We start from the raw sequence: 24,048 nt of genomic DNA, 5'->3' as shown, positions 1-24,048 counted from the left end.
GCCGGTAAACGTTGGACAACAGCACACAGGCCACAGTCGAGCGCAGACTCATCGCACTCGGCACGGTGGCTTCGGTCGCGCTGGCACCACCTCACCCCAACAGACCGTGGCCGACAGTCGCAGCTCCGGGCCGAGGAGATGACGTCGACCACGCCTCCAACGACCCGTACCTGAGACATAAGAGACTTGAATGGGGCGGACTGCGCACGGCATACGGCGGGGTGGGCGGAGCCACCGCGGCCCACCACCGCTGACCGCCGCCCTGCTGACCGCCGCCCTGCTGACCCCCGGATTCCGGTCTCCGGTTTTCGTCGGTGGGCCCGGTTAGGGTTGCCGCCATGCTGTCCGTCCTGGGTTATCACCGAGCTGTCCTCGCGGCTGTCCACCGTCAGGACCAGCAGGCCTGGGCCGCGCTGCGCGGTGCTCCCGACGTAACGCTCGACGACACTCTGCGCCGCAACGCCTACCGGCTCGACGCCGACTCCCACCCGATCGTGCACCGGGCGGGCCGGCGCGCGGCCGAGGCGCTCGAGCTGGCGACCGAGATCGAGTACTTCCAGCTCAACGGCGCCCCGAACGCGTCGTACCTGCATCAGGCCGGGCCCGCGATCGTGCTGTTCCAAGGAGCACTGCTCGATCGGCTCGACGAGGACGAACTGACCGCGGTCATCGGTCACGAGCTGGCGCACCGGCTGTTGTGGGAGAGCGAGGACGGCGCCTACCTCGCCGTCGACCGCCTGCTCGACGCCGCTGCCGGTGACGCTCGCACCCCCGCGCAGTACCTCGAGACCCATCGACGGTGGTCGCTCGCGACCGAGCTGTTCGCCGACCGCGGCGCGCTGACCGCAAGCGGCGACCTCAGTACGACGATCCGCGCGCTGCTCAAGCTCGAGACCGGCCTGAGTTCCGCCGACCCCGCGGCGTACCTGAAACAGGCCGAGAAGGTCGATCTGAGTTCGGGCAGCCGGGGTACGACCCATCCCGAGGCGGTTGTGCGCGCCTGGGCGTTGCGGAGCTGGCTGGCCGGCGACGATGTCGAGGCACTGATCACCGGACCACTCGACGTGGACGCACCCGATCTGCTCGATGCGGCCGTCCTGCGGGAGGTGAGCCGAGATTTCGCGGCGCTGATCGCCCGATCCGAGGAGTTGCTGACCGATGCGGTGGCCGCAGCTGCCGCGGGCTTCATCGATCCGCCGGGACCGCTGGGCGTGCCCGGTGAGTCACTGCGCTTCGATGAACCGCTGGCAGTGCGTCCCGTCGATGGTGCACCGCCGCCGCGGCCCAGACCAGTGGCCGACGCCACCAAGCGCTACCTGGCCTATCTCCTGCTCGACCTCGCCACGGCCGATCCGGAGACCGGTGAGGACGGACTGATCGCCTCGCTCCGGATCGCCCGGCGTACCGGGCTGCAGGGGTACGTCGATATCGCGGGAGTCGAGCTCGGGTGGAGCGACGCGGATCGGGCGCGGCTGGTTGGGGCGGTGACCGCATGAGCGCCGAAGAACTGGTCGCGCTGGCTGTCGCCGAGGACGGTCTCGGCAGTGACGCCCTGCTCGCGGCGGTGCTGCCGTTGTTCCGTGCGACGGCCGAGGTGCATGAGCGCGGTCTGGTCGCGCCACTGCGCGGTCTCGGACGGCTCACCGTCGACGACCAGCACCGGCTCGGCTTCCGGCCCGAGGATGCGGGCCGCCCGACGCTCGCCGAGCGCGAGCTCGACGCCCGGCAGGGACCTCGGGCAGTCGCCGTCGAGGTGGTCGCGCACCGCACCGAGAAGCTCGACCTCGGCGAGGATGGCGGTCGGGCCACCACCACGGTCGTCGATCCGGTCCCGTCCGCGATCACCGCGCCGACGCATCTGCCGGGCTGGCAGTGCTGGGAGCATGTGGTCGGCCATCACGACCCACTGACCGATGTGTACAGTCTCGGCCAGCTGCTGCTCGCGCTCGGCAGCGGTCTGGACCTGTCTCGGCCGGCCGACGTCGCCGAGCTGATAGATGCCCGAGGCAACTTCTTCCGGCTGGCCCCGGGGCTGCATCCGGTGATCGTCTCGATCGCTGCGCAGATGGCCGAGCCGGACCGGCATCGCCGGGCCCAGGACCTGCACTCACTGATCGGCCAGCTGGAGAACTACCGTGACCAGCCGCTGGACTTCGACCTCGCGGCGGTCACCAGGGATGCGGCCGACCAGCGGACCGCGGTGCTCGGGGCCCTCCGCAACCGGCTGTTCGACCTGTCCCGGCGGAACCGGCTGATCAACTTCCGCCCGACTGCTCAGACGTTGAACCTGACCGAGGCGTCGGTGCCGCTCATGCTCGACGTCCGCAGCATCGAGCCGGACCAGCTGTTCACCTGGCGCGACGACCTCGCCGCCCAGCTGCTGAGCAAGACCCAGCCGCTCGGCAAATGGATTCGGTACGACGAAGCGCCGTACGCCGCGAACACGCTGGACAAGCTGATCGCGACCGCCCGGCGGGACCGGACGGAGTACGGGCAGGACCAGTTGCGGCTGGTGCCGGCGTTCCTGCGCTGGCACGACCTCAGGAACGATCCGGAGACCCGGCTGGCTTCGCCGCTGGTGCTGGTGAAGGTGGAGCTGGCGAAGAAGCGCGGTGTGCGGGACTCGTACACGATTCGGGTGACCGACCCGATCGCCGAGGTCAACCCGACGCTGCGACACCACCTGCACCAGCTGTACGGGATCACCCTGCCGGAGACCGTCGACCTGTCCGAGCGTGGTGCGCTGGGCGTCCTGCACGAGCGGCTGGCGAAGGAGATTCAGGCGACCGAGCCAGGGCTGCGGCTGCACCTGCAGGAGAAGCCGCGGATCGATCTCGTCCGGCAGCGGGCGCTCGTCAAGCTGCGCAGTTACCAGCGGCGGAAGCGGCGGGGCTCGGTCGGCGACTTCGCCGGCAAGCAGTATGCGTACTCGTACCGGCGCTCGGACTATCAGCCGCTCGGGGTGCAGATCTTCCAGTCGCAGCTGGCGACCCAGGTGCTGCCGCTCGGGATCGCGCTCGGCGAGACGCCGCGGCGACCGTCGGCGATCGAGACCGACACGTACTCCCTGGACACCAGCGGCGGGCCGTACTCGTGGGACGTCGATTTGTGCGCGGTGTCGCTGGCGAACTTCAACTACCGGACGCTGGGGCTGGTCCGGGACTACGACGAGCTGCTCGCGACGGGTGCGACCGGGGCGTCGTTCGAGCAGTTGTTCTCGGAGCTGCCGCGGCCGATCAGCGGCGTGCCGCCGGAGTTGCCGGTCGGTGAGCGCCATCTGGTCGTGCCGGCCGACGGTTCGCAGGTGGGTGCGATCGCGCGGGCGCAGCGGGGCGAGAGCTTCGTGATCCAGGGACCGCCGGGGACCGGCAAGTCGCAGACGATCACCAACATGATCGCCGACTTCGTGGCTCGCGGGCAGCGTGTGCTGTTCGTCTGTCAGAAGCGGGCGGCGCTGGACGTCGTCCACGCTCGGCTGGCGAGTCGGCGGTTGGACGGGCTCTGCACGCTGATCCACGACTCGCAGGCGGACAAGAAGGCGTTCGTCCACGGGCTGCGGGAGACCTATGAGGAGTGGCTGGCCGCCGACGACAACCTCGACGAGCTGACCGACCGCCGGGATGCTCTGGTGGCGCGGGTCGAGCGGCTCCTGGTGGCGGTCGGGGAGTTCGAAGGAGCGTTGGGCGCCGGCTCGCCACGGCTCCGGGATGTGGTCGACCGGCTTGCCGAGCTGCGGGATCAGCAGTGGATCACGGAGTCCGAGCTGGTCCCGAGCGCGGCGGAGTGGTGGAGTGCGCGACAGGCAGTCGGCGCGGTGGCGCGAGAGCTGGCAAGTGCGGACCCTTCCACGGGTGGTGTGCTTGCCCGGAGCCCGCTCGCGTACGTAGCCGCTGAGCGCTGGGCCGATGCGGATCTCTCGGAGCTGGTGCGGACAGTGCGAGCAGCCTGGGCCAAGGTGGACGAGGCCCTAGCCGAGGTGGGCGGTCCCGCGGACACATCCGGGGCTGGGCCGCGTGGTGTGGGTTGGGATGTGCGGCAGGTGGGAGCGCTGGCTGGGGTGGGGCGGCTGTTGGCGCCGCTCGCGGAGCGGGACCGGACAGCGGTGCTTGATCCGCGGTCGCGGGAGGCCGAGCGGCTGGCGGCGGCGGTTGCGGAGCAGACTCGGCTGGAAGACACCGAGCGGAAGGCTTGGCAGGGCGCGGCTGGCTGGAGTGAGCCGTTGTCGCCGGCTGATGCGGCTTCGGCTCTGAAGGTTGCCCAGAGCAAGGAAGGTGGCCTCTTCTCCTTCCTGGCCGGGGACTGGCGGCGGGTGAAGGCGTTGGTGCACTCGCGTTTCGACAATTCCGGGCGGGCAGTCCGGCCTTCGGTTGTCGAGACGTTGACCGATCTGGTCGCCGCGCACGCGGCGACGGCTGCCGTGGCCGAGCATGCCGAGCGGGAACGGCAGGAATGGGGGACCGCCGATCCCCGCGAGCTGGCGAATGGCCTCGCCGCGGTGCGCAAGGACCCGCTGCTGCCGGACTGGCGGTTCGCGCTCCAAGACGGCGTACCGGAGGGCCTGGAGCGGCTCGCCGACCTGCTCGACGAGGCTGAGGTGCCAACGCGACGGCTGCTGGATGCCGGATACCAGTCGCTGTCCGTCGACGGTCTGCGCGCAGTCCTGGATCGACTGACCGCAGCAGACCCCGTCATCCGGGCGGTCGGTCCGGCCCTGCGGGATCTGCAGGAGGCGCCGGCCGCGGTGCAGACCGCCGTACGGCGATTGGACGCGTCACCCGACCAGCTCGAGTACGCCGTCTGTGCGGCGGAGTGGGAGCGGGCCCGGTCGGCCGCCGCGCTGCGGCTGCCGTCGGTGCGGGTCGACGCGATCGTTGGCGAGCTCGGCCTGGTGTACGACGAGTTGACCGAGCTCGAGGCCGAGGTGATCGTCGCGGGCGTCCGCCGCCGGTTCCTCGCCGAGCTCCGGCACTCCGAGCTGAGCGTCTCCGGGATGTCGCCGGAGGACCGGGCCCGCAAGAAGCAGTTCGCGGCCGGCCGGCGCGAGGTGGAGCACGAGTTCGGCAAAGTGATGCGGTACCGCTCGATCCGCGATCTCGCCTCCGGTGCGCCGGGAGCGGTGGTCGCCACGCTGCGGCCCGTGTGGTTGATGAGCCCCTCGTCGGTCTCCGACACGTTGCCGCTGACCGCGGACTTCGATGTCGTCATCTACGACGAAGCCAGCCAGATCCCAGTGGAGGAAGCGATTCCGGCGCTGCATCGGGCACCGCAGGTGATCGTCGTCGGCGACCAGATGCAGCTGCCACCGACGCAGTACTTCCGGGTCCGCTCCGGCGACGATCTCGAGGACGAGTCGTCCGAGCAGGTCGGAGTGGCGTTGACGGAGGACAGCTTCCTCTCGATCAGTGCGTTGCGGCTCGCATCGACGATGCTGACCTGGCACTACCGCAGCCGATCCGAGTCGCTGATCTCGTTCAGCAACGCCGCGTTCTACCAGGGCCGGCTGGCGACGGTCCCGGACCGGCTACCGGCCAACGTCGCGCCGCCCTGGCTGCTGCGGTCGGACGCGCCGATGGTCGCCGAGGTCTGCGACAGCCTGCTGGACGGGAGCATCACCTCGGTCCGGCTGGCCGACGGCGTCTACCAGCGCCGGACGAATCCGGCCGAGGCCCGCTGGATCGCGGAGCTGGTCCGGGAGTTGCTGGCGCGGCAGACCGGCAAGAGTCTCGGGATCGTCGCGTTCTCAGAGGCGCAGCAGACCGAGATCGAGCGCGCGCTGGACGAGCTGGCCGCGGCTGATCCCGCCTTCGGCGCGCAGTACGAGGCCGAGCAGGTGCGCACGCACGGAGAGCAGGACGTCGGCCTGTTCGTGAAGAACCTGGAGAACGTTCAGGGTGACGAGCGGGACATCGTCCTGATGAGCGTCTGCTACGCCGCCGGGCCGGACGGCCGGATGCTGATGAACTTCGGGCCGATCAACACCTCCGGCGGCGAGAAGCGGCTCAACGTCATCTTCAGCCGGGCCCGGCACCACATGGTCGTCGTGAGCAGCATCGAGCCGGAGGCGATCACCAACACCTACAATGACGGAGCGAACACCCTGCGTCGCTTCCTCGGGTACGCCGACGCCGTTTCACGAGGCGATGTGCCCGCAGCCCAGGCGGCCCTGGCGTCGTTCACCACCCCGGTACGCCGAGCCGTGGCGACCGCGGTGCCGACGACAGAGGCAGTCGTCGGGCAACTGCGCGAAGCGTTGGAGGCGCGCGGAGTCGAGGTCGAGACGGCCGTCGGCAGCTCGGTGTTCCGCTGCGACCTGGCGCTGAGGCTCCCCGGCGACGCCGGCTACCGGATGGCAGTGCTGGTCGACACCCGGACCCGAGTCTCCGCCGACACCCTGCTGGAGCGCCTGACCACGCACCCGGCCGCACTCAAAGCCACCGGCTGGCGAGTCCATCACGTCCTCACCGCGGACTGGATCCAGACTCCGGACACGGTGCTGGCCCACCTGCTCGAGACTCTCCACCGGCCGATCGACTAGGGGCGGGCGCGGAACTGGTAGCAGATGAGGCCGCCGATCAAGGCGCCGAGCGTGCCGAGGGCGAGGTCGCCGAGCGTGTCGGTGTAGGCGGACTGGAGTTCGGGAGAGTTGCGGACGAAGGCGACGTACTCGCCGAGTTCCCAGATGACGGCGGCGGTGGCGCCGAAGCCGAGGGCGACGAAGGCGAGGACTCCGCGGGAGAGGTTGCGCGGGGCGAAGGCGAGCAGGGCGCCGGCGGTGAGGAAGCCCCAGAGCAGGAAGTGCATGGCGTCGTCCCACCAGTCGACGGTGTCGAACAGGTTGAGGCGGTTGCCGATCAGGTCGATCAGCCAGGGCAGCGTGAGCAGCAGGTCGGCGGGCCAGGGGAAGGTGCGGTGCAGTTTGCTGCGGGTGCGGCCGTAGGCCCACCACCACAGCGGAAGCACCATCGCACCGATCGGGTAGACGACCAGGCGGGCGCCCGCGGCCTTGCCCTTGATCCCGCTCAGGTCCGGCCAGACGAGGGCTGTGAGCAACAATCCGAACAGCAGCACCTTGGCGATCAGGGCGGCGTACCGGATCCGGTTGCTGTGCGTGGCCGGCGCTGTCGTGGTGGCAACCATCGTCGTCATGCCTCTCAGTCAAACCGACCGCTGGGCGAGGCGGATGAGTACATCTACGCGAAGAACCCCCGCGATGCCGTCATTGTGACGGATCGCGGGGGCCCTGGGGGAGTAGGTCAGCCGACGCTCAGCAGGTCGACGACGAAGATCAGCGTCTCACCGGGCTTGATCGCGCTGCCGGCGCCGCGGTCGCCGTAGCCCAGGTGCGGCGGGATGACCAGCTTGCGGCGGCCGCCCACCTTCATGCCCTGGACGCCGGTGTCCCAGCCCTGGATGACCTGGCCGACGCCGAGCTGGAAGCCCAGCGGCGCGCCCCGGTTGTACGACGCGTCGAACTCCTCGCCGGTCGAGTGCGCGACGCCCACGTAGTGCACGTTCACCCGCGAGCCGGCTACGGCCTCGTCGCCGTCGCCCACGGTGATGTCGGTGATCTCGAGATCCGCCGGCGGCGGCCCGTCGGGAAAGTCGATCTCTGGCTTGTCAGTCATGCCACCAAGCTAACCAGACGCCCGGCCGGACCTGGGTCACCCCCCACTGACCGGTGGCAGATCGGCGGCGAGCTGGAGCAGCCGGTCGAGGACCGAGCCGCCGGACGCGGAGCCGCCGTCGTGCTGCCACTCGTTGGTGATCCAGGTGGTGATGTTGCCGATGCGGGCGGCGGTCTGCAAGGAGAGGTCTGCGTCGACGTACATGTCCTCGTGCCAGATGGCAGCGGCGACCGGTACGTCGTTCGCGGCGAGCCGATCGACGTCGTACAGGCGGGGCCAGTCGCCCTCGGCGGCGAGCAGGTTCGCGGCCTCGGCGAACTCCCGCAGACCCGAGATCTGCTCGAACATCCACGGGAAGACCATCTCGCCGGTGAACAGCAGCCGGTCCTGATCGGGGCTGAATTCCGCGGGACGCAGTCGTGCTGCGGCCCAGTTGGTCAGGTGGTCGCCCTGCGCGTAGATCAGCTCGTGGATGGCCGCCCACAGAGGCTCGATCCCGAAGGCCGTCTTGTTCATCACTGTGTGCAGGAACGCGTCATCCAGTACGTCGCCGTCCCACGCCTCGTCGATCAGCCAGTGCAGCGTCTCGGCCGCCGAGCCCATGCCGAGACCGACTCCGAGCAGCTGGAACCGCCGTACGTCGAGTTGGTCGCCGTTCGGCAGCCGTACGTCGTGATCCCGCAGATAGTCGGCGATCCGGCGGACACGCTCGACGTCCTCGGGGTAGCGGGTATAGAACGCGTCGTTCTTGGCGACGACCCGAGGATAGGTGCGCCGGTAAACGTCGTCCGCGGTCGCGTCGAGACCGGGCAGACCGCCGGTGATCAGGCAGGTCTTGAGGCCCTCGGGCGCGAGCGACAGGTAGGTGAGCGTGATGAAACCGCCGTAGCTGGTGCCGAGGCTGGTCCACGGTTCGTCCGGGCTCAGTTGCGCGCGGATCAGCTCGGCGTCGCGCACGATCGAGTCCGCGCGGAACAGCCGCAGGTACGCCGCCAGCTCGGCCGGCGTCTTCGAGGCCGCGGTCCGCGCGGTGATCGCCGTACTGCGACCGGTGCCGCGCTGATCGAGCAGCAACACTCGGTAGTCGCGAGTGGCGCGCTCGATCCAGCCGCTCGCCGAGCTCGGCCGGGGTGCCGCGAGGCCGGGGCCGCCCTGGAAATAGATGAGCCATGGCAGCTTGGCGTCCGCCTTGCCGGTCGCGACGACCTCCCGCCCCAGCACCTCGATCGTCTCGCCGTCGGGCCGGGAGTGATCCAGCGGAACGGTGAACAGATGGTCGGTGACAACCAACCCAGGCAGTCTTGGCATAGGCCCCATCCTCGGACGGCGGCGGGTCACGCAGAATGGCGATCATGCCGACTTATCGCGCGCGATTCGATGCCACGGTTGCCTTCACGAACGGCGGTGGACTGCAGGTCCAGGGGTTCCTGGTCGACGTGCCGTCGGCCGACGTCACGCCGGCGGAGATCGGCGAGCTCTTCCTCGGCTCGCTGGGATTGCTGATGGCTGGTGAGGTTCAGCTCAGCAATGTGGAGGTGGTCGAGGCCGCCCACAAAGGCACGCGCGGTGGGCCCGCTGCCGAGGGTGCGGCGAGCGGCGGGCGGGCGGCGTACGTCGAGCTCAGTCACGTGATCCGGGACGGCATGGTGACGCTGCCGAATCTGCCGGCGCCGAGCTTCGGCAAGCAGCTGACCAGGGAAGCGTCGCGAGAGCTTTATGCGCCGGGTACCGAGTTCGAGATCGGCCTGTTGACCATGGTGACGAACACCGGTACCTACATGGACAGCCCGTATCACCGCTACCCCGACGGGCACGATCTGACCGGCTTCAGGCTCGAGCGCACGGCCGATCTGCCGACGGTCGTCGTACGGGTGCAGGACAGTGGCCGGCTCGGCATCGACGCGGCCGCGCTGGCGACGTACGACGTGCGCGGGAAGGCGGTCCTGCTGCACACCGGTGACGATGCGCGGTTCGGGACACCGCAGTACGTCGAAGAGGCGCACTTCCTGACGCGGGACGGCGCCGAGTGGCTGATCGACCGCGGCGCCGTACTGGTCGGGATCGACGCGGCCAACATCGACGACATGACCGACGGCACCCGGCCCGCGCACACGCTGCTGCTCGGAGCGGGGATCGCGGTCGTCGAACACCTCACCAACCTGAGCGAGGTCCCGCCCATCGGCGCGCTGTTCACCGCGACCGCACCCCGCATCGAGGGCCTCGGAACCTTCCCGGTCCGCGCCTACGCGAAGGTCGCTACGAGCTAGTCCGAGCGTGCACGTGGGCGTCGTGACGGCCGTCGGCCAACTGCCAAGCACTGCGCAGAGTGCCTTCCAGGAGGTAGCCGGCCTTCTCGGCGACTCGGCAGGACGCGTGGTTGCGAGTCGAATGCTGAAGCGCGATGCGCTGGAAGCCGAGAGCGAAGCACCAGCGCTCGAGGGTCGCGATCGCGCGCGGCGCCAGCCCTTGACCGCGGGCGCTCGGAAGCATCCAGTACGACAAGCTGACGGTCGCGTTGGTGAGGTCGATGTGCCGGAGGCCGATCTGGCCGACTGCGGTGTCGGCGCTGGTGATGGCCCAGGCGGCAGCCTCGGCGGCCGCCCAGCGCTCGCGCCACTGAGCCAGCCAGTCCGCCGCCGCGGCCGGGGTCTCGATGCGCAGGACGTGCCAATGCGTGATGTCGGCGTCGGTGAACGCCGACATCACAGCTGGTACGTCGGTGCTGCGCCACGGCCGCAGGTTGTCGAGCACCGGCTGGTCGGCGGCGAACGCCGTATTAGCGAGCAGTGAGGACCTCACGAAGTTTGTCGGCGAACTCGGCCGGCTTGCCGGGCATCCCGTACTCGTCGCCGAGGAAGCCGGCATGGTTGCCCGGGAAGACGACCGGCGTGAGCCCGAGGCGGTCGGCCACAGCCTGCCCGCCGCGCGCGGCCATCTGCCCGCCGGACTCCTCACCGACGCCGATCACGAGCCGGTCCTTGACCTTGGCCAGTGCATCGAAGTCGGGCTGGTACGACGTCGTCCCGCGGATGTTCTGGCCGAGCAGCACATCGTCGCGGGTACCGTCGTCCTCCGCCGACATGCCGAACATCGCCGGATCCGGCGCGGGCCGGTCGGTGTAGTCGGCCGGGAACTCGCCCTCGAAGCCGACGAGCGCGATGAACTTCGCCATCCCGGCGCCGTGGCCGTCGCGCTGGTAGGTCTCGTAGACGTCGTCAGTCGCGGCCCGCGCGGCTTCGCTGTCCGGAAGGAGATCGACCAGCGGTGGCTCGTGCGCGACCAGGGTGTTGACGAGGTCGGGGCGGTTGGCCAGAAGAGCAAGCGCGTTCACCGCGCCACCGCTGCTCGCGAAGATGTCGACCGGGCCGACGTCCAGCGTCTCGATCAGTACGGCGAGGTCGCCGGCGTGGATCATCGGGTTCAGCTCGCCGGTGTCGGTGCGCACGCTGCGCTCGACGCCGCGGGGGTCGTAGGTGACCACGGTCCGCTCCGGGAAGTGCGACGCCAGCGTCGGGAAGCCGCTCGCACCCATCGGGCAGCCGATCACCAGCAACACCGGTTGGTCGCGCTCGGCGAGCTCACCGCGGACGTCGTACGTGAGGGTGACGTTGGGGATGTTGATCGTGCTCGTGACCGGATCCGTCATGGCTGGAGCCTACTCATCCTGGACCTGCACGGCACTACCCTCGAAGCCCATGCGGAGAAAACTTCTGGCGACGATCGCGGCCGTCGCGCTGACCATCACCGCCTCCGGTACGGCGCAGGCCGCCGTACCGAATTATGGCGAGTACTCGCTGATGTTCGAGAAGTCGGCCGGACAGTACTGGGCCGGTGGAACCGCGGCCGGCCAGTGGGCCTGGACCCCGTTGAGCGCCACCGAGTCCGACATCTCGTGGGGCGACCCCAAGACCTGGCCGCCGAAGTCCGCCGAACACTTCATCCGCTCCGGCGACTGGGTCCTCCTCGACGGCTACAACGACGGCGCCGGTCGCCCGCTCACCCAGATCCAGCGCGTCACCTCGGAGCAGCTCGGCGACGCCAACTGCAACAACCTGCAGCCCATCCCGTCCGCCGAAGGCCGCCAGCACTACGTCAAGTGGAGCATCCCCAGCACCGGCTACTGCCTCGACGCCACCGGCACCATCAAACCCCCGAACAACTCCACCACCGTCAACTTCCGCCACCTGCAGAAGTGGTCACCCCCGCACCCCTGCTCCAACCCCTACTTCACCGCCCAAACCTGCATCACCCAGTTCGAGCAATGGTGGGACGACAACAACCACTCCTACTCCCTCCAACTCTCCCGAACCCTCGAACTCGCCAAAGGCCAAGGCATGGCCTTCACCAACCACACCACGGTCCCCGTGTCGTGGAACGCCGACGCCCGCTACTACTGGCACTACTAACCAGTGAAGTACGCCCTGCTGCTCTTCGTCGCCACGGTCATCAGCGCCCAGCTACTGATGTTCTCCAGCCGCCGCAAACCACTCGCCACCCGCTTCCGTGACCTCAGCGAGGGCGGCGATGTGACGACGATCGGCGGGGCAGCATTCCTGATGTGCGGCTCAGTCGGTGCTGTGGGCGGTCACCTCCTGGGATCACCCGCTTCGGTGCCGCCGCCGGCATGGCCGTCGCCCTCGTCGGCACCGCGATCGCGGTGATCTGGGCCCACCGTCGTCCGCAACCACCACCGCGCCACCGCGACGACGACACCGTCGGCAAGGACACGTAGAAGTCAGCGAGTGAAGGCCGGCGCACGCTCACGCGAAGGCGCCCGGGGGCCGCGAGCGGCACTACTACGTGTCGCTCCCGACGCGACAACGGTCCTCCCGCCTCGGCCGCAGCCCGCCCCACGTCGGCCGGCGGCTCGGCACTACGTCCTGTCGCTCGGCGCGTTGTTCGGTGCGAAGAGCTCCAGCTGGATGTTGTCCTGGTCGCGGAAGACGAGCACCGAGGCGTACGGCTCGTCGGCGATCGGCGACTGGGTCAACGGCTTGTCGGCGGTGTCCGCGCGGACCACACCATGAGCCTCCAAGTGCTCCTGCCACTGCTCGAGATCGGAGCGGGTGCCGACGGTGAAACCGGCATGGTCGAGCCCGGTCGCCGTCTCGGCGCTGAGCCGTCCGTTGTTGGTGTCGTGCCGGTGCAGCGCGATCATCAACCGGTGGTCCGCGTCCGCGAGGATCCGCCCCACCCCTCCGCGGTGCGGAATGTCCATCACCGGATGAACGTCGAAGACCTCCCCGTACCACCGGACGCTGGCCTCCAGATCGGTCACGGTGAGGGCCAGATGGTGGAGCGTGGGCTGGGTGACTGTGGACATGTTTCCCCCTTCAGGTTCTTGCTTCCCCGGACGCGTAGCGCGCGAGGAACATCTCGGTCGCGTCCGCGACGAGCCGGGTCCACCGGTCGCCACCAGGCTCGTTGGAGACCTGCTGGTCGACCAGACCGGTCGTCAGGGCGGTCCAGATGTCGAGGTGCCGCTGATCGTGCACGCCGTTGCGTGCGAGGAGCTCGCGAGTGTTCTCCAGTGCACTGATCGCGAGCTCATAGGACTCCGGTGACGGCGTGAAGCCGGGCACGGACCGCTGGAAGAGCAACTGGTACCGCGGTACGTCGTCGACGCAGAACCTGACAAAGGCTTCTGCCTCGGTCAGTAGGTCCCGGGTCGGATCATCGGTTACCGGCAGGCCGGCCTTCAGGTCGACGAACGCCTGCGCGGCCTCGGCGAACATCGCGTCGAAGATGGCGTTCTTCGACTCGAAGTACGCGTAGACCGTCGGCGTAGTGATCCCGGCCCGGCGAGCGAGCTCCCGCAGCGACAAAGCCGCCAGCCCGTCCTCCCGCACCAACCCCCACGCAGCCCTCAGTACCGAAGCCCGGGCACTCTCCCGCCGGGCCTCGCGCCAGTCACCAGAACCCTTTAACACAGTCAGCATTATTTGCACGCTGTTAAAATCTTGTCAACGGTTCGGACGCCTTGAACATGACCCGGCCTCAGTGGCGCGGCGTCTCGCGGTTGCGATGCGGATCTCCACCCAAGCCGGGACGCGTTTTATTTGTGCCTGTCCCCCGAGATCAGTCGTGCGGCGATAAGGCCTATGCGGCTACCGATCACGATGGTGATCGGTACCGCCAGCAGGACGATGGTCATCAGGAAGAGGACGACCGAGAGGTTGTCGGTCAGCCCTTCTCCACGGATGAGCAGGATGACGAAGGCGATGATTCCGACGGCAGCGCAGACCACCGTGAAGACTGTTTCCCAGGGCTTGAGTTTCATCAGTTGTCGTCAATCCTCGTCAGTGCGTGAACGGCCCACTTTGTCGCCGATCTCGTACCCAACCCCGCCACGCACGAAAAACCCGACGACGGCACCGGGGATGCCACCGGCGTAGCCCACCCTGGCACCGGATGCCGTACCGGCCGTGCCGACGATGAGACCGCCGATGTTCCCGCCCACATGCGCGGCAGCGCTGGATGGAAGCGCGGTAGCGCGCAAACGGGGGCGGGCGTAGCTGGCGCGGGGGAATAGCAACAGCCGCCCGGGACGACCCCGGGCGGCTGTTGGTGGGTTACTTCTTGACTGCCTTGTTGTAGGCGTCGATCTGGGGCTTGACGGACTCGGCGGCGGCCTTCATGGCTGCGGCCGGGTCGGTGCCGAGGACTGCTTTTTCGAGGCCGTCTTCGGCGGCTTTGCGGGCCTGCGGCATGACGCCGAGGATGCAGCCGGAGGAGGCGTTGGTGGGCTTGGTGTTGTGGAGCTGGGTGATGGCGGTGGTGAACTGCGGGTACTGCGCCACCCAGGCCTTGTCGGCCGGGAGGTCGAGGGCCTTGGAGTTGATCGGGAAGTAGCCGGTGCCGGTGTGCCAGGCGGCCTGCTGCTCGGGGGAGGAGGCGAACTTCACGAACTCCCAGGAGGCGCGCTTCTCGGCGTCGGAGTGGCCGGGGCCGTCGATCCAGAGGGAGGCGCCGCCGATGATCGGGCCGCCGGTGTCGGAGGCGCTCAGGTGCGGGAAGGGGGCGGTCATCACGGTGAACTTGCCCTTGGCCGCGTCGATGTAGCCGCGCAGTGAGCCGGTGGACTCCAGGTGCATGGCCGACGTACCGGACTTGAAGACCGCCTGGGCGTCGTCGGTCTTCTTACCGGTGTTCGGCATCAGGCCCTGCTTGACCATCTCCTGGTACCAGGTGGCGATCTTGACGCCCTGCTCGCCGTCGAAGTCGACCTTCGAGGCGAGGTCCTTGCGGCCGTTGTCGTTGTCGCAGTACGTCGTTCCGGACTGCGCGATCAGCTGCTCGACGAACCACCCGTAGATGGCGGCGTTGAAGCCGTACTGAGTGGTCTTGCCACCCTGCTTGATGGTGAGCTTCTTGGCCGCGGCCATGATCTCGTCGAGGTTGGCCGGCGGCTTGGCCGGGTCGAGGCCGGCCTTCACGAAGGCTTCCTTGTTGATGTACAGCAAGGGCATCGACGTGTTGAACGGCATCGAGTTCAGCTTGCCGTCGATCGAGTAGTAGTTCGCGATGTTCGGCTCGATCGAGTCCAGCGTGTAGCCGTCCTTGTCGGCGAACTTCTGGATCGCGACGGTCTGCTTGGAGTCGATCATGAACCGCGACCCGATGTCGTAGATCTGGACCAGCGAGGGCGTGTTGCCCTGCTGCACCGAGGTCTTGTACTTCGTGATCGTGTCGTCGTAGTCACCCTGGTAGACCGCGGTGACCTCGATCTTGCCCTTGTTGGCCGCGTTGAAGGCCGCGACCAGCTTGTCGATCGCCGCGCCGTTGGCGCCCTTCATCCCGTGCCAGAAGGTGACCTTCGTGACGCCGGTCGCCTTGTCGAGCGCGCTCGCGTCGGGCGCGTCCACCGATCCGGCGGAATCGCCGCCGGAGTCGCTGCCGCCACAGCCGGCCACGACCAGCGCCAGCGCGGCCAGGACCGACAACGCGGACGTCGTACGTCGGATAGAACGCATCACAGTCACCTCTCTCAAGAACATCAACGGATCGCGCCCGCGGTCAGCCCGCGGACGATGAAGCGCTGGCCGAAGATCACGATGGCCAGGGTGGGCAGGATGGAGAGCGTGACGCCGGCCAGGATGAGTCCTGGGTCGGCCGCCTCCGCGTCGTTCAGCTGGCTGATCCCGATCTGCAACGTACGGCGGGATGCCGAGTCGCCGATCAGCAACGGCCAGAAGAACTGGTTCCAGGCGGACAGGAAGACGTACAGCCCGACCGCCATCAGCGCCGGCTTGTTCAGCGGCATCAGGATCCGGGTCAGGAACCGCCAGTGCCCGGCGCCGTCGATCGTCGCCGCGTCCCGCAGCTCCAGCGGGAACTGCAGGAACGACTGCCGGAGCAGGAACACCCCGAACGCGTTCGCCAGGAACGGCAGCACCAGCGCCAGCATCGTTCCGGCGTACGACGCGGTCAGCCGCTCGCCGCCGATCGACCAGCCGGTGATGGTCAGGTAGTTCGGCAGCACGATCGATTCCCACGGCACCATCAGCGTGGCCAGGAACAGCCCGAACAGCACGGTCCGGCCCCACATCTTCATGAAGACGAACGCGTACGCCGCGAGCACGCTGGTGATGAGTTGGGACAGCGTGATGACCGAGGTCTGCAGGATCGAGTTCACGTACTGCTGGCCGATCGGCGTACCGGAGTGCGTGGCGCCCTCGTAGTTGCCGGTGAAGATCCCGTGCGGGAACAGATCCGGCGGGTACGACGAGATCTGGCCGGGTGACATCACCGAGCCCGCGATCACGTAGTACACGGGGAAGATCACCAGCAGCGCGGCCCCGATCAGGACCAGATAGGTGATGACGCGTGCAGGCTTCACTTGTAGTGCACCCGCCTCTCGAGGACACCGAACTGGATCGCCGTACAGATCAGCAGGATGATCAGCAGCACGATCGCCTGCGCCGACGCGGCGCCGAAATCGCTGGCGTTGTTCGCGAAGGCGGTGTGGTAGATCGAGTAGACCAGCGTCTTGGTCGACTGCTCCGGCCCGCCCTCAGGGGTAAGGATCTTGATCTGGCCGAAGCCCTGCAGGGACTGGATCGTCGAGATGACGACCAGGAAGAACAGCTGCGGCCCGAGCATCGGGATGGTGATGAACCGGGCGGCCCGGAAACCGCCGGCGCCGTCCAGGGTGGCCGCCTCGTTGATCTCGTCGGGGATCGCGCCGATCCCGGCCGACAGCACCAGCACGTTGTAGCCGATGCTCATCCAGACCGTGGTGATCGCGACGCTGATCAGCGCCCAGGACGGATCGGTCAGCCAGCCGATCCGGTCCACGCCGAACTTGCCGAGCATGCCGTTGGCCAGCCCGATCGCCGGGTTGTAGATGGTGGCGAAGATGACCGACGCGCTGGCCACCGAGAAGGCGAACGGCAGCGCGAACGCGGTCCGGAAGATCCGGATGCCCTTGATGTGCTGCTCGAGCAGCAGTACGACGATCAGGGCGCCGAGGACCCCGGGGATCACGGTCAGCAGCACGAAGGCCAGCGTCACCCAGAGGATGTGCCGGAACTCGGCCGAGCCGAGCATGTCGCGGTAGTGCTGCAACCCGACGAACGCGTCGGGCCGGCCGAAGAGGTCGGAGCCGTGCAGTGACAACGAGACCGACTTGCCGAGCGGCCAGACGATGAACAGCGCGAACACGACCACGCAGGGGGCGAGCATCAGCCAGGACAGCAGCGAGGCCGGTGTCGGCCGCCGCCCGGATGCGGTTTGGGTAGTCAAGCGTTTACCTCCAGTCAGAGCGCAGTCTTACACCGCCCGGGGCCGGAACGACCAGGGCACGCTAAGCTGAGCGCCCGTGAAGGTCTTGGTGATCGGTTCGGGTGGCCGCGAGCACGCACTGGTCTGGGCGCTGGCCCAGGACCCGGAGGTCGAGCAGGTGGTGGCGGCCCCGGGCAACCCTGGCATCGCCGTGTTGCATCCGGCGTACGACGGGCAAACGATTGTTTGCTGTCCGGTCAACATCTCTGACCACGACGCCGTGGTCGCGCTGGCGACCGAGATGGGCGCCGATCTGGCCGTCGTCGGGCCGGAGGCGCCGCTGGTCGCCGGGCTGGCCGATCCGCTCCGCGCGGCCGGGATCGCGGTCTTCGGGCCGTCCAAGGACGCCGCTCAGCTCGAGGGGTCGAAGGCGTTCGCCAAGGACGTGATGGCCGCGGCGAGTGTGCCGACCGGCCGCGCCTACGTCTGTACGACGCCCGAGCAGGCCGCCGAGGCGATCGACGCGTTCGGGCCGCCGTACGTGGTGAAGGACGACGGGCTCGCCGCCGGCAAGGGCGTCGTGGTGACGTCGGACCGCGACGAGGCGCTCGCGCACGCGGCCGGCTGTGAGCAGGTGCTGATCGAGGAGTTCCTGGACGGTCCCGAGGTGTCGCTGTTCGCGATCACCGACGGCACGACCGTGCTGCCGATGCAGCCCGCACAGGACTTCAAGCGGCTCGGCGACAACGACGAAGGCCCGAACACCGGTGGCATGGGCGCCTACACTCCGTTGCCCTGGGCACCGGACGGATTGGTTGCCGAGATCACCGACAAGGTGCTGCAGCCGACCGTCGACGAGATGCGCCGCCGCGGTACGCCGTTCAGCGGCCTCCTGTACGCCGGTCTCGCGCTCACCTCGCGCGGTCTGCGCGTGATCGAGTTCAACTGCCGCTTCGGCGACCCGGAAACCCAAGCCCTGCTGCCGATGCTGAAGACCCCGCTCGGCGGCCTGCTGCACGCCGCGGCCACCGGCAAGCTCGGCGACTACGACAAGCTGAGCTGGAAGAACGGCTCCGCGGTCGCCGTCGTGGTCGCGGCCAAGAAGTACCCGGCCAGCCCGCGCAGCGGCGACACGATCTCCGGCGTCGACCAGGCCGAGGGCGACGACGTCCGCGTCTTCCACGCCGGTACGGCGCTCGACGGCGACGAGCTCGTCACGTCGGGCGGCCGCGTGCTCGCGGTCAGTGCCACCGGCAAGGATCTCGACGAGGCCCGCCAGCGCGCCTACGCCGCCGTCGGCCAGATCCGGATCAAGGGCTCCCAGCACCGCACCGACATCGCGCTGAAGGCCGCCCGCGGCGAGATCACCGTCTGACCTACGGCCCGTAGATGATGCCGGGCGTCGGCCCGATCGTCCCGTCGAAGGTGTTGTCGCGGATCGGGTGGACCTTCGCGTACTTCGGGGTGTCCGGCAACGGATGCTCGAAGATGTCGCGCAACCGCGCGTCCTCGATCCCCTCGACGCCGAGCACGGCCACCCGCCGTACGCCGGTCGCGGGCTGCTCGCGCAGTTCGCGATGCAACGGGCTGAACCGCGGCAGCACGCGCGGCCGGCTGACGCCCTGTGTGGACAGAGCGGCATCGAGCGTCTTGATCGCCGGTTTGGCGGCCAGCCGGGCGACGAACTCGTCGACCGGCAGACCCGACTCGGGCAGCAAGTCGAGCGCGGCGGTCTCGATCCGCAGCGCCGCCGAACCCTCGGCCGCGGTCAGCGGCGCTTCGCCTTCCTTCACCCGCTGCCGCTTGCAGGCGACCTCCAGCTGACCGGCAGTCACCATCGTGACGAACATGGTCAGCGCTACCCGCTCGGCGCCGCCGAGAACCCAGGCGGCCTCGTAGTCCGTGAGCCTCTTCATGACACCAGAGTGACTCTGAGTGAGGGTCATACTCTGATGGAACCGGTCAGGCCGCTCGGGGGTGTCAGCGGGTATGAGGACGGCAGAGCTCGACCAGCTGCGGGAGTTCTACGCCGCGCACCAGCCCCGGTTGGTCGGGGTGATCACGCTCCTGACCGGGTCGCGAGCCGAGGCCGAGGACATCGTCCAAGAGGCGTTCGTCCGGCTCGTGCCGCGCTGGCGAAAGGTCTCCCGGTACGACGCGCCAGAGGCGTGGGTGCGCCTGGTCGCGGTCCGGCTGGCCGCCAACCGGCATCGCGACGGAGGCCGGTTCACCCAGCTGTTCCACCGGCTGGCGCCCACGCCGGCCCCGGATCCGGCCGACCAGTACGGCGGCGATCTCGAACGAGCACTGGTCGCGTTGCCGATGCCGGCCCGGCAAGCCGTCGTCCTCCACTACGTCTGCGATCTGAGCGTCGCCCAGGTCGCCGAGGTGCTCGGCATCGCGGAAGGCACGGTCAAGTCGCGCCTGTCCCGAGCCCGGGAGACCTTGTCCGCATCCCTGTTGCTGAGGAGTGACGACCATGCCTGACCTGCAGGAACAACTCCGCGCGCTGGCCGACCGCCGGGCCGACGAAGCGGTCGGCGACTTCGAGAGTGTCGTGTCCACGGCCCGCAGCCGCACACATCGCCGTACGGCGGGTTGGTCGGCGGCGCTCGCGGTCGCGGTCGTGGCGGTGGTCGGCAGCCAGGTGGTGAGCCGGCCCGACGTCGTACCGGCCGCCCCGCCACCGGCTCAACAGTTGGTGCTCACCCCGGCGACCGTCGCTCCGAAGCAGCGGTTCACCGCGACCCTCCCCGACGGCATCAGCCGCGGCGTGATGTTCGGAATGCATCCGGTCATCAAGTCACCGCACGGGTTTGCGCTGCGCGGCCAGGCGCCGGGGGTCACCATCGGGCCGGCTTCCTGGAAGACGACGGAAGGCACGCTGAGCACCGGATTGGTCATTCCGGCCTATCAGGGGCCTGGACCCTTCGTCCTGGTGGTGCCCGACGAGGCCGGGCCGGGACAGTATCGGGTCTGCAGTGGTGAGCTCTGTGGTCTGCTGACCGTGCGGTAGTGGGGTTCTGGGAGAATGGGGGCGTGTCGAGCCCTGTGAAGCCCCGGATCCCGAACGTTCTCGCCTCGCGGTACGCCAGTCTGTCGATGGCCCGGTTGTGGTCGCCGGAGCACAAGATCGTGCTCGAGCGGCAGCTGTGGCTCGCCGTACTGAAAGCACAGAAGGAGCTCGGCGTCGACGTGCCGGACGGGGTGGTCGAGGACTACGAGCGGGTCGTGGACCAGGTCGACCTGGAGTCGATCGCGGCCCGGGAGCGGGTCACGCGGCACGACGTGAAGGCGCGGATCGAGGAGTTCAGCGCACTCGCCGGGCACGAGCACATCCACAAGGGCATGACGAGCCGGGACCTCACCGAGAACGTCGAGCAGCTGCAGATCCGGGCCGGGCTCGAGCTCGTCCGGGACCGCGCGGTCGCGACGGCGGTCCGGCTCGGGCAGCTGGCGGCCGATCACGCGGCGCTGGTGCTGACCGGGCGCTCGCACAACGTGGCCGCGCAGGCGACCACGCTCGGCAAGCGGTTCGCGTCCGCGGCCGACGAGCTGCTGGCGGCGATCGCCCGGCTCGAGGAGCTGATCGAGCGGTACCCGCTGCGCGGCATCAAAGGCCCGGTCGGCACGTCGCAGGACATGCTCGACCTGTTCGGCGGGGACCCGGCCAAGCTGGACAAGCTGGAGAGCGACATCGCCCAGCACCTCGGCTTCGGCAAGACGCTGACCAGCGTCGGTCAGGTCTACCCGCGGTCGCTGGACTACGACGTCGTCTCCGCGCTGGTGCAGCTCGCCGCCGGCCCGTCGAGCCTGGCCACCACGATCCGGCTGATGGCCGGGCACGAGCTGGTCACCGAGGGCTTCAAGGAGGGCCAGGTCGGCTCGTCGGCGATGCCGCACAAGATGAACACCCGGTCCTGTGAGCGGGTCAACGGCCTGGCCGTGATCCTGCGCGGCTACGCCTCGATGGCCGGTGAGCTGGCCGGCAACCAGTGGAACGAGGGCGATGTCTTCTGCTCCGTCGTACGGCGGGTTGCCCTGCCGGACGCGTTCTTCGCGCTGGACGGTCTGTTCGAGACGTTCCTGACCGTGCTCGACGAGTTCGGCGTCTACCCGGCGGTGGTGAGCCGTGAGCTCGAGCGGTACCTGCCGTTCCTGACGACGACCAAGGTCCTGATGGCCGCGGTGAAGAACGGTGTCGGCCGCGAGACCGCCCACGAGGTCATCAAGGAGCACGCGGTCGCGACGGCGCTGGATCTGCGCAAGGGCCTGGCGGCCAACGACCTGTTCCACCGCCTCGGCGCGGACGGCCGGCTCGGCCTCACCGAGGAGCAGATCGTCGGCATCGTCGGCGAGCCGCTCTCCTTCACCGGCGCGGCCGTCGCCCAGGTCGGCGCGGTCGTCGCCCAGATCGACGAGCTCGCCAAGCGCCACCCCGAGGCCGCCGCCTACACCCCGGGTGACATCCTCTAGTTCGTGTTCGCACCGCTTACCTGGGCCCTGGTCGGGCTGTCCCTCGCCGCGATGGCCTATGCCATCGTGCTGGCGGCCCGCGACAAGCGGATCAACTGGTCGCTGCTGACCGTGCTCGGGGTGGTCGAGGTCGGTCTGCTGGCGCAGCTCGTGGTCGGCATCGTGCAGCTGGTTGGCACGGACCGCGACGTCTCCGGTCCGTTCTTCGTCGGCTATCTGATCGGCTCGCTGCTGGTCCTGCCGGTCGGCGCCCTCTGGGCACTCGCCGAAAGCAGCCGCTGGGGTGCGGGAGCACTAGCCGTCGCCTGCTTTGTGGTGCCAGTGCTGGAGCTCCGCCTGCACGAGATCTGGGTCGCATGAGCACGCCCGGGTCGGGCGCGGCCCCCTCCCACTCGGATCCGGGTGCCACTCGGCGCGGGCCGGGGCGCGTCCTCGTCCTCGTCTACGGGATCTTCGCGCTGGCCGCGACTGCCCGCGCCGGCGTGCAGATCGCGATCCAGTTCTCGGATGCGCCGATCGCGTATCTGCTCTCGGCGCTGGCCGCGGTGATCTACTGCGCGGCGACCTTCGCGCTGGCCAAGGCGACCCGGCTCTCCCGGCGGGTGGCGACGATCGCGATCGCCATCGAGCTGATCGGCGTACTCGGGGTCGGCGCGTTCAGTTACGCCGTACCGGAGGATTTCCCGGATGCGACGGTGTGGTCGCACTTCGGGCAGGGGTACGGGTTCGTGCCGCTGGTGCTGCCGGTTCTCGGGCTGCTCTGGCTACGCCGTACTCGGTAGCAACGCGAACCGGAGTGCACGCAGGATGAAGCCCGGCCGGGCGAGCGCGGTCGGGTGGTCGAGCATCGTGGTGACGCGGTTGAACTGCACGTTCAGGTCGCTGTCCTTGGCGGTTGCGGCGAAGATCAAGCTGGAGAACCACTTCGTCAGCCGATAGCCGCGCGGGTACGGCCCGTCCACGTGGGGGAGTGCCAGGTCGGCCAGGGTCGAGAGCTGCCAGGCGACGTCGACGACCACGCTGACGTCGTCGAAGTACGCGCGGGCCGGCTGCGTCAGATCCGGGTTCGTGGACAGGTACGCCGACAGGCACGAGGCATGCAGTGTCGCCGACGTCATGCCTTGCCCGTAGAGCGGATTGAAGGACGCGACCGCGTCACCGGCCACGATCAGGCCGGCCGGGATGCGCTCCAGTTCGTGGTAGTCGCGGCGCCGGCTGTCGGCCTGGTGGTACGTCTGCACCTCGCCGATCAGTTCGCCGTACTCGGCGATCCGCGCGAACTCGGTCGGGTAGTCCGTGCGGCAGCGCTTCCGGAAGTCCTCGATGTCGCGGGTCGGCCGATCGTCGGCGTACCCGGCGACCAGCACCAGCCAGCGGTCGCCCTCCACGGTGAGGATGCCGCCCTGGCGCAGTGGCCGGCCGCTGCCGGGCTGGTTCTGCGAGAGCGAGACACCGATCTCGGAGATCTTCGGGTCGCGCCGGAACAGCGCGCTGGCGTAGTTGAGCTTGATCGGCATCCGGTACATCGGCGGCTGCGGCCAGCCGGCCTGGCCGAGCCAGTCGCTGAGCCGGCTGGAGCGGCCGGTCGCGTCGACGACCAGATCGGCGGGCACGGTGACGATGTCGGTGCCGTCAGGCTGATAGCGAGCGGCGGTGACTCGCCCGTCGACGATCTCGATCCCGTCGGCCCGGCCGTGCACGAGCCGCACGTTGCCGATCTCGAGCGTCCGGCGGCGGACCATCGCCTCCAGGAACGGCCGGGTGGTGATCAGAGGTTCGCCGAGCGCTCCCGGCGGCAGCGGCGGGCGGAGCTCGCCGTTGATGTAGGTCAGGCTCTGTTCCGGGGGTGGGGCGACAGCGCCGGCCGCCAGGGCCTCCGCGGAGAAACCGGGGAACCATCGATCGAGCTGTGCATGTCCGGCCGGCAGCAGTGCGTGCACCTGACTTCCCTGCGGTACGCCGGGCCGCGGCTCGGTGGAGTCGCCGGTCGTGTCCCGCTCGACGATCAGCACCTCGTCGGCGTGGTCGCTGAGCACCCGCGCGGCCATCAGGCCGGCCATGCTCGCGCCCAGGACCACCGCACGCTCCATCAGGATCTTCGGTTTCGCCGGTCGCTCCACACCCGTGATCCGGGCGAAGCGCTGTGCGGCGGAGTCGACCATGGTGCCCCCCAGGCAGAAATGGAAGTTGCTGCCACTTTAGGGTGCCGGTCGGCATCCTGCCC

The 24,048-nt window shown here is 69.0% G+C and carries 24 protein-coding genes; 11 read left to right on the top strand and 13 right to left on the bottom strand.

All coding sequences use genetic code 11. The annotated features are described in order from the left end of the window. Positions 1-338: 338 nt before the first annotated feature. Positions 339-1,496, top strand: coding sequence for a M48 family metalloprotease (locus tag ABZS29_RS08165; RefSeq protein WP_355459683.1), 1,158 nt, complete (start codon positions 339-341; stop codon positions 1,494-1,496). Further along, a complete protein-coding gene (locus ABZS29_RS08160; RefSeq protein WP_355459681.1) occupies positions 1,493-6,535 on the top strand; it encodes an AAA domain-containing protein in 5,043 nt (1,680 codons plus the stop codon). The genes ABZS29_RS08165 and ABZS29_RS08160 overlap by 4 nt, the downstream gene beginning before the upstream one ends. On the opposite strand, the gene ABZS29_RS08155 is transcribed toward ABZS29_RS08160, so the two are convergent. The 3 genes from ABZS29_RS08155 to ABZS29_RS08145 form a co-directional block, all read right to left on the bottom strand. After that, entirely contained in the window at positions 6,532-7,146 is a 615-nt protein-coding gene (locus ABZS29_RS08155) for a hypothetical protein (RefSeq protein WP_355459679.1), read from the bottom strand. The two genes, ABZS29_RS08160 and ABZS29_RS08155, sit on opposite strands and share 4 nt — an antisense overlap. A 107-nt stretch (positions 7,147-7,253) precedes the next feature. After that, on the bottom strand, positions 7,254-7,625 hold the full coding sequence (locus tag ABZS29_RS08150; protein ID WP_355459677.1) for an FKBP-type peptidyl-prolyl cis-trans isomerase: 372 nt from the start codon (positions 7,623-7,625) through the stop codon (positions 7,254-7,256). 36 nt (positions 7,626-7,661) lie between these two features. Further along, positions 7,662-8,933 carry an alpha/beta fold hydrolase gene (locus ABZS29_RS08145; RefSeq protein ID WP_355459675.1) on the bottom strand — a complete coding sequence of 424 codons (1,272 nt, stop codon included), beginning with the start codon at positions 8,931-8,933 and terminating at the stop codon, positions 7,662-7,664. Between the two features lie 44 nt (positions 8,934-8,977). Between ABZS29_RS08145 and ABZS29_RS08140 the strand changes: the two genes are divergently transcribed. Next, the gene (locus ABZS29_RS08140; RefSeq protein ID WP_355459673.1) at positions 8,978-9,892 is read left to right on the top strand and encodes a cyclase family protein; all 915 of its coding nucleotides are present in this window, start codon (positions 8,978-8,980) and stop codon (positions 9,890-9,892) included. Here ABZS29_RS08140 and ABZS29_RS08135 read toward each other — a convergent pair. After that, positions 9,882-10,424 (bottom strand): GNAT family N-acetyltransferase, encoded by a 543-nt coding sequence (locus ABZS29_RS08135; protein ID WP_355459671.1) that lies wholly within the window; start codon positions 10,422-10,424, stop codon positions 9,882-9,884. The two genes, ABZS29_RS08140 and ABZS29_RS08135, sit on opposite strands and share 11 nt — an antisense overlap. Beyond that, positions 10,402-11,271, bottom strand: a complete 870-nt coding sequence (locus tag ABZS29_RS08130; protein ID WP_355459669.1) for an alpha/beta hydrolase — start codon at positions 11,269-11,271, stop codon at positions 10,402-10,404. The genes ABZS29_RS08135 and ABZS29_RS08130 overlap by 23 nt, the downstream gene beginning before the upstream one ends. Before the next feature lie 49 nt (positions 11,272-11,320). Here ABZS29_RS08130 and ABZS29_RS08125 point away from each other — a divergent pair, with 49 nt between their 5' ends. Together ABZS29_RS08125 and ABZS29_RS08120 are read left to right on the top strand one after the other, a co-directional pair. Continuing rightward, on the top strand, positions 11,321-12,031 hold the full coding sequence (locus ABZS29_RS08125) for a hypothetical protein (protein WP_355459668.1): 711 nt from the start codon (positions 11,321-11,323) through the stop codon (positions 12,029-12,031). 152 nt (positions 12,032-12,183) lie between these two features. Continuing rightward, positions 12,184-12,357 carry a hypothetical protein gene (locus ABZS29_RS08120; protein WP_355459666.1) on the top strand — a complete coding sequence of 58 codons (174 nt, stop codon included), beginning with the start codon at positions 12,184-12,186 and terminating at the stop codon, positions 12,355-12,357. A 141-nt stretch (positions 12,358-12,498) separates the two neighbouring features. Here ABZS29_RS08120 and ABZS29_RS08115 read toward each other — a convergent pair whose 3' ends face one another. The 6 genes from ABZS29_RS08115 to ABZS29_RS08090 form a co-directional block, all read right to left on the bottom strand. Continuing rightward, positions 12,499-12,948, bottom strand: a complete 450-nt coding sequence (locus ABZS29_RS08115; protein WP_355459664.1) for a VOC family protein — start codon at positions 12,946-12,948, stop codon at positions 12,499-12,501. 10 nt (positions 12,949-12,958) lie between these two features. Continuing rightward, positions 12,959-13,564 carry a TetR/AcrR family transcriptional regulator gene (locus tag ABZS29_RS08110; RefSeq protein ID WP_355459662.1) on the bottom strand — a complete coding sequence of 202 codons (606 nt, stop codon included), beginning with the start codon at positions 13,562-13,564 and terminating at the stop codon, positions 12,959-12,961. A gap of 116 nt (positions 13,565-13,680) precedes the next feature. Continuing rightward, a complete protein-coding gene (locus tag ABZS29_RS08105) occupies positions 13,681-13,905 on the bottom strand; it encodes a hypothetical protein (protein WP_355459660.1) in 225 nt (74 codons plus the stop codon). 292 nt (positions 13,906-14,197) lie between these two features. Next, a complete protein-coding gene (locus tag ABZS29_RS08100) occupies positions 14,198-15,598 on the bottom strand; it encodes an ABC transporter substrate-binding protein (RefSeq protein WP_355459658.1) in 1,401 nt (466 codons plus the stop codon). A 23-nt stretch (positions 15,599-15,621) separates the two neighbouring features. Next, complete coding sequence (locus ABZS29_RS08095) at positions 15,622-16,464, bottom strand: carbohydrate ABC transporter permease (protein ID WP_355459656.1); 843 nt, start codon at positions 16,462-16,464, stop codon at positions 15,622-15,624. Next, on the bottom strand, positions 16,461-17,369 hold the full coding sequence (locus ABZS29_RS08090) for a sugar ABC transporter permease (RefSeq protein WP_355459654.1): 909 nt from the start codon (positions 17,367-17,369) through the stop codon (positions 16,461-16,463). Before ABZS29_RS08090 ends, ABZS29_RS08095 begins: the two co-directional genes overlap by 4 nt. 76 nt (positions 17,370-17,445) lie before the next feature. On the opposite strand from ABZS29_RS08090, the gene purD reads away from it, so the two are divergent. Continuing rightward, positions 17,446-18,723, top strand: coding sequence for a phosphoribosylamine--glycine ligase (purD, locus tag ABZS29_RS08085; RefSeq protein ID WP_355459652.1), 1,278 nt, complete (start codon positions 17,446-17,448; stop codon positions 18,721-18,723). A gap of 1 nt (position 18,724) precedes the next feature. Here purD and ABZS29_RS08080 read toward each other — a convergent pair whose 3' ends face one another. Beyond that, complete coding sequence (locus ABZS29_RS08080; protein WP_355459650.1) at positions 18,725-19,264, bottom strand: hypothetical protein; 540 nt, start codon at positions 19,262-19,264, stop codon at positions 18,725-18,727. A gap of 73 nt (positions 19,265-19,337) precedes the next feature. Between ABZS29_RS08080 and ABZS29_RS08075 the strand changes: the two genes are divergently transcribed. Genes ABZS29_RS08075 through ABZS29_RS08055 form a run of 5 tightly spaced genes read left to right on the top strand, consistent with a single transcriptional unit; the run spans position 19,338 to position 22,606 of the window. Then, positions 19,338-19,835: a SigE family RNA polymerase sigma factor gene (locus ABZS29_RS08075; protein WP_355459648.1), complete on the top strand. Its 498-nt coding sequence runs from the start codon at positions 19,338-19,340 to the stop codon at positions 19,833-19,835. After that, positions 19,828-20,364: a hypothetical protein gene (locus ABZS29_RS08070; protein ID WP_355459646.1), complete on the top strand. Its 537-nt coding sequence runs from the start codon at positions 19,828-19,830 to the stop codon at positions 20,362-20,364. The genes ABZS29_RS08075 and ABZS29_RS08070 overlap by 8 nt, the downstream gene beginning before the upstream one ends. Positions 20,365-20,387: 23 nt before the next feature. Next, positions 20,388-21,824 carry an adenylosuccinate lyase gene (gene purB / locus ABZS29_RS08065; protein WP_355459644.1) on the top strand — a complete coding sequence of 479 codons (1,437 nt, stop codon included), beginning with the start codon at positions 20,388-20,390 and terminating at the stop codon, positions 21,822-21,824. Between the two features lie 3 nt (positions 21,825-21,827). Beyond that, entirely contained in the window at positions 21,828-22,184 is a 357-nt protein-coding gene (locus ABZS29_RS08060) for a hypothetical protein (RefSeq protein ID WP_355459643.1), read from the top strand. Further along, the gene (locus tag ABZS29_RS08055) at positions 22,181-22,606 is read left to right on the top strand and encodes a hypothetical protein (protein ID WP_355459641.1); all 426 of its coding nucleotides are present in this window, start codon (positions 22,181-22,183) and stop codon (positions 22,604-22,606) included. The genes ABZS29_RS08060 and ABZS29_RS08055 overlap by 4 nt, the downstream gene beginning before the upstream one ends. On the opposite strand, the gene ABZS29_RS08050 is transcribed toward ABZS29_RS08055, so the two are convergent. Further along, positions 22,589-23,986, bottom strand: a complete 1,398-nt coding sequence (locus ABZS29_RS08050; RefSeq protein WP_355459639.1) for a hypothetical protein — start codon at positions 23,984-23,986, stop codon at positions 22,589-22,591. The two genes, ABZS29_RS08055 and ABZS29_RS08050, sit on opposite strands and share 18 nt — an antisense overlap. Positions 23,987-24,048: the final 62 nt, after the last annotated feature.

This window comes from Kribbella sp. NPDC005582, assembly GCF_040605415.1.
In the GTDB taxonomy this organism is placed as follows: Bacteria; Actinomycetota; Actinomycetes; order Propionibacteriales; family Kribbellaceae; genus Kribbella.
Note: the sequence above shows the minus strand (reverse complement) of the source record. Positions and strands in the feature narration are given on the sequence as shown.

Bases quoted from the DNA above. Each gene is read 5' to 3' on its own strand.
- ABZS29_RS08150 (WP_355459677.1), bottom strand. From the start codon at position 7,625: ATGACTGACAAGCCAGAGATCGACTTTCCCGACGGGCCGCCGCCGGCG.
- ABZS29_RS08125 (WP_355459668.1), top strand. From the start codon at position 11,321: ATGCGGAGAAAACTTCTGGCGACGATCGCGGCCGTCGCGCTGACCATC.
- ABZS29_RS08110 (WP_355459662.1), bottom strand. From the start codon at position 13,564: ATGCTGACTGTGTTAAAGGGTTCTGGTGACTGGCGCGAGGCCCGGCGG.
- ABZS29_RS08075 (WP_355459648.1), top strand. From the start codon at position 19,338: ATGAGGACGGCAGAGCTCGACCAGCTGCGGGAGTTCTACGCCGCGCAC.
- ABZS29_RS08140 (WP_355459673.1), top strand. From the start codon at position 8,978: ATGCCGACTTATCGCGCGCGATTCGATGCCACGGTTGCCTTCACGAAC.
- ABZS29_RS08080 (WP_355459650.1), bottom strand. From the start codon at position 19,264: ATGAAGAGGCTCACGGACTACGAGGCCGCCTGGGTTCTCGGCGGCGCC.
- ABZS29_RS08155 (WP_355459679.1), bottom strand. From the start codon at position 7,146: ATGACGACGATGGTTGCCACCACGACAGCGCCGGCCACGCACAGCAAC.
- ABZS29_RS08145 (WP_355459675.1), bottom strand. From the start codon at position 8,933: ATGCCAAGACTGCCTGGGTTGGTTGTCACCGACCATCTGTTCACCGTT.
- ABZS29_RS08055 (WP_355459641.1), top strand. From the start codon at position 22,181: ATGAGCACGCCCGGGTCGGGCGCGGCCCCCTCCCACTCGGATCCGGGT.
- ABZS29_RS08115 (WP_355459664.1), bottom strand. From the start codon at position 12,948: ATGTCCACAGTCACCCAGCCCACGCTCCACCATCTGGCCCTCACCGTG.
- ABZS29_RS08070 (WP_355459646.1), top strand. From the start codon at position 19,828: ATGCCTGACCTGCAGGAACAACTCCGCGCGCTGGCCGACCGCCGGGCC.
- ABZS29_RS08050 (WP_355459639.1), bottom strand. From the start codon at position 23,986: ATGGTCGACTCCGCCGCACAGCGCTTCGCCCGGATCACGGGTGTGGAG.
- ABZS29_RS08105 (WP_355459660.1), bottom strand. From the start codon at position 13,905: ATGAAACTCAAGCCCTGGGAAACAGTCTTCACGGTGGTCTGCGCTGCC.
- ABZS29_RS08100 (WP_355459658.1), bottom strand. From the start codon at position 15,598: ATGCGTTCTATCCGACGTACGACGTCCGCGTTGTCGGTCCTGGCCGCG.
- ABZS29_RS08160 (WP_355459681.1), top strand. From the start codon at position 1,493: ATGAGCGCCGAAGAACTGGTCGCGCTGGCTGTCGCCGAGGACGGTCTC.
- ABZS29_RS08130 (WP_355459669.1), bottom strand. From the start codon at position 11,271: ATGACGGATCCGGTCACGAGCACGATCAACATCCCCAACGTCACCCTC.
- ABZS29_RS08165 (WP_355459683.1), top strand. From the start codon at position 339: ATGCTGTCCGTCCTGGGTTATCACCGAGCTGTCCTCGCGGCTGTCCAC.